The sequence below is a fragment of the Martelella sp. AMO21009 genome (genome assembly GCF_053484295.1).
This window is the reverse complement of record NZ_JBAKFR010000062.1, coordinates 1-3,344: the sequence shown is the minus strand read 5'-3', so window position 1 is coordinate 3,344 and position 3,344 is coordinate 1. Positions and strand designations below refer to the sequence as shown.

The 3,344-nt window shown below is 65.7% G+C and carries 3 protein-coding genes and 1 pseudogene; all 4 read right to left on the bottom strand.

The genetic code is table 11. The annotated features are described in order from the left end of the window. On the bottom strand, window positions 1-1,084 hold a 1,084-nt coding region (locus tag V6766_RS25425; protein ID WP_448471022.1), incomplete at its 3' end, for a TrbI/VirB10 family protein. Next, window positions 1,081-2,112 (bottom strand): P-type conjugative transfer protein TrbG, encoded by a 1,032-nt coding sequence (trbG, locus tag V6766_RS25420; protein WP_448471021.1) that lies wholly within the window; start codon window positions 2,110-2,112, stop codon window positions 1,081-1,083. The genes trbG and V6766_RS25425, both read right to left, overlap by 4 nt. Further along, a complete protein-coding gene (trbF, locus tag V6766_RS25415; RefSeq protein WP_448471020.1) occupies window positions 2,109-2,798 on the bottom strand; it encodes a conjugal transfer protein TrbF in 690 nt (229 codons plus the stop codon). Before trbF ends, trbG begins: the two co-directional genes overlap by 4 nt. Further along, window positions 2,795-3,344: pseudogene (locus V6766_RS25410) on the bottom strand (P-type conjugative transfer protein TrbL); the annotation flags it as partial. The gene trbF and the pseudogene V6766_RS25410, both read right to left, overlap by 4 nt.

Here is a 3,344-nt window from a genome sequence, read left to right as displayed (position 1 = left end):
ATCTCAGGCAGAAATTCCACTTATCCCCGCTGTGCAGATTTCCCGAGCCATCTCTCTGGACAATCTGCTGGCCGGCCTGGTTGATGGTATCCTGCGCACCATCGCGGATGGCCCTGATTAGCCGGTCTTCGTCATCGGTCGCGAGTTCGGTGCCAACGCCAAGCAAGGTCGAGAGCCCGGCGGCTTTCACCATATCCCACCAGTGATAATCGACGCCATCCTCAAGGCCGGCATAGCCGGAAGCGTCCGCCCCCGGTAGGCGCTCCAGCACGATCGAGCGGCCACCCGGCAGGATCAGGCGGTTCCAGACAAGAAGCACGCGGCGCTGGCCGAAGGCCACGCCGTCATCGTATTGGCCGATGATCCTCGTCCCCTGCGGGATCAGGAGCAGCGAGCCGGTCGGGCTGTCATAGACGTTTTCAGTCACTTGCACCGTGATCTGGCCCGGAAGGTCCGAACGGATGCCGGTGATCAGCGCGGCGGGAATGACCGAACCCGCCTGCAGGATGTAGGGCGACGCGGGCGGCATTAAACGATCAGGAGCAACGGTCTGACGGTCGACCGGACCGTTGAGGAAGGCCGTGTGCCGGTCCTGCGTTGCGGATTGGCCACCAGGGTTGAGGTTCGCAATGCCGGGTGCCGCGGCGGCAGGTGTGGCCCCACTGCGCGGGCCGGACTGGAAGAACACGTTACTGAGCCGCGCAGCTTCCTCTTCGGCGTGTCGGCGTTGCTCTTCGGGATCGACGGCCGGTGTGGCGATGGCGGGCGAAGCGACGGGCTGTCCACGTTCCCGCGCGTCAAGGATCGGACGGCCGAGATCGCCCGGCAGTGCCGGACCGAGGACCGGCCCAGTATAGTCGGACGGCAGGCCGGTGAGCCCATCCGCCGTGGGCCGGTTCTCGGTAGAATAGAGTTCTTCGCCAGTCCCGCCTCTGTCCGGCGTCTGAAGGGCATAGATCAGTGCCCCGCCAATGCCGAGAAGCGCGACTGCGCCGATACCGGCAAGCATCTTGGGGGACAGACGCGTAACGCGCGGCGGCGCGGCGCGCAGGCGCATAGGGGCTGCGGTTTCAGTGTCACTCATGACGATGATCCTCCGTCGTGCGTGCCGCCTTGTTGCGGAGCGGCTGTCTTCCGCTCTTCAATGCGCACGATCCTGACGACCCGCTGATGCTCGCCGCGACCGAGACGCAGTTCGGCCGCACCGAACAGACGATCCACGATCAGGACGTTGCGATGGATGCGACTGTTGACGATCTGGGGTTCGCCATCGGATCCGAGGACGAACAGAGGCGGCATCTCGCCCTGCACAATCCCGGCCGGGAAGACCACATAGACACGCCGTCCGTCATCGAAGACGGAGACCGGCCGCCATGGCGGGCTGTCGCCCTGCACCTGCAATCCGTAGCGGTAGTTTCGGGCTGCCTCGCCCGGGATGATCGGTGCGGCGGGGACGGCCCGGCGCTGACCGGCAGGCGGTGCGGGATAGGCCCAGGCTACGGCCGGCATGTACAGCGATTCCCGCGCGCGCAGCTCGATCATGTAACTGCGCCGGTTGGTGGTGACGACCAGATTGGTCGAGATGTCCGGCCGGGTCGGCTTGACGAGGATATGAACGCGGCGGCTGTTGCCGGCCCCACTCTCGGTATCGCCGATGATCCAGCGGACCGTGTCTCCTGCCGCGATCGGTCCCGCCCCGGTCAGGCTTTCGCCGGGCTCCAGAGCGATGTCGGTGATCTGCCCTGGGGAACCATAGACCTGATAGAGCGCGCCTTCGCTCCACGGATAGATCTGAATGGCGTTGTAATAGCCCTCGCGTCGTGGCTCTACGCGAGCGGCGGCATTGGCGTTCTCGACGCGGCCAGAAGGTGTACCAGCCGCCTCTCCTCCACGCGCGACGGTCCAGGCCGGCGGCGTGTGCAATGGCCGGGGACGTTCATCGGTAGCTGCCGCCTGCACCGTGGGCAATGGCGGCACGGACGCGTCATAGGAGAATTGCGGCGTGCGATTGGTGGCGCAGCCGGCCAGGACGCTCGCGGAAAGCAGCAATCCCGCAAAGGCGGATTTGCGGAAACCCGGAAGGACGGATTTACGGAAGACCGTATCAGTCATTGGCTCATCTCCCGCGACCATGAAATTGCATTGACATAGATGCCGAGCGGATTGGCGCGCAGGCGCTCGGCGGTGCGCGGGGTCTGGATGACGATGGTGAGGATCGCAGTCCATCGCTCGGTTGTGGAGAGCTGACCGTTCTCATAATGCCGTTCGGTCCAGGCAACGCGAAAGCTGTCCGGCGAGGCCCGGATGACCGAGGACACTTCGATGGCGACTTGCTGACGTCCAACCTTGGTAAAGGGCTCGCTGCTGCGTGCGTAGTCATTGAGCGCCGCCGCACCACGATCCGTGGTGAACTCGTAGGCCCGCAGCCAGTTCTGGCGCACGATGATCGCGTCGGCCGGGATCGACCGGACCTCTTCGATGAAGCGGCCGAGATGGAAGGCGATCTGCGGGTCGGTCGGCCGATAGTCTGCATTCGCGGGCGCCACCGCTTGCGCCTGGCCGAGTTCATCGACCTGGACGACCCAGGGCACGACGGTCCCGCGTGCCGACTGCCAGACCAGCGCCGCGGCGAAGCCGACCGAGAGAAAGAGACAGCCAAAAGCCATCAGCCGCCAGTTCCTCGCCTGCACGCGGGCCGAACCGATCCGCTCGTCCCAGACCTGTGCGGCCTTTTGGTATGGGGTTTCGGGCTGCGGCGTCTTGCCGTAGTGGGTCGATGGTCGTTTGAAGAGGTTCATGAGCGGTCGCTTTCGGAGATATTGACGGAAGAGCCGGAACCGTGGCTGTCGCCGGAACGGACGGCATGGGCGGCCATGGTGGTGCCGTGACTGAGCGCCTGTCGGCGATGCATTCGCTGCGCCCAGGCCGGTGGTCCGCCGGCCGGCGCCGAAGATGATGCGGTCGCGGTTTCGCTGGCGCCGCCAACCGTGCCCATGGCGGATGTGCCGCCGCTCGCGCCGAACCCGACCCGCGTTCCTTCAGAGAAGCTGGATTTGACGCTGTCCGAGGTTTTCGATGCCGCGCGCTTCAACGGCGAGACGGCGGCGGACCCTGCCGCGCGGGCGATGCCGCCGAGGCCGGAGGCGACACTGGATGCCCCGGATTGGCCAAGCGAGCCGAGGCTATAGGCGGCGGAGGACGCTCCCGCGGCTGAAGCACCACCGCGAACTGCCGCGACACCGCCGGACAGAGCGGCAGCACCGCCCTTCGCGGCAAGCATGGCTCCGCCACTAGAGCGTCGGGCGATTAGTCTGCAACGCATGCTGTTGATTTGAAGTAGTTCC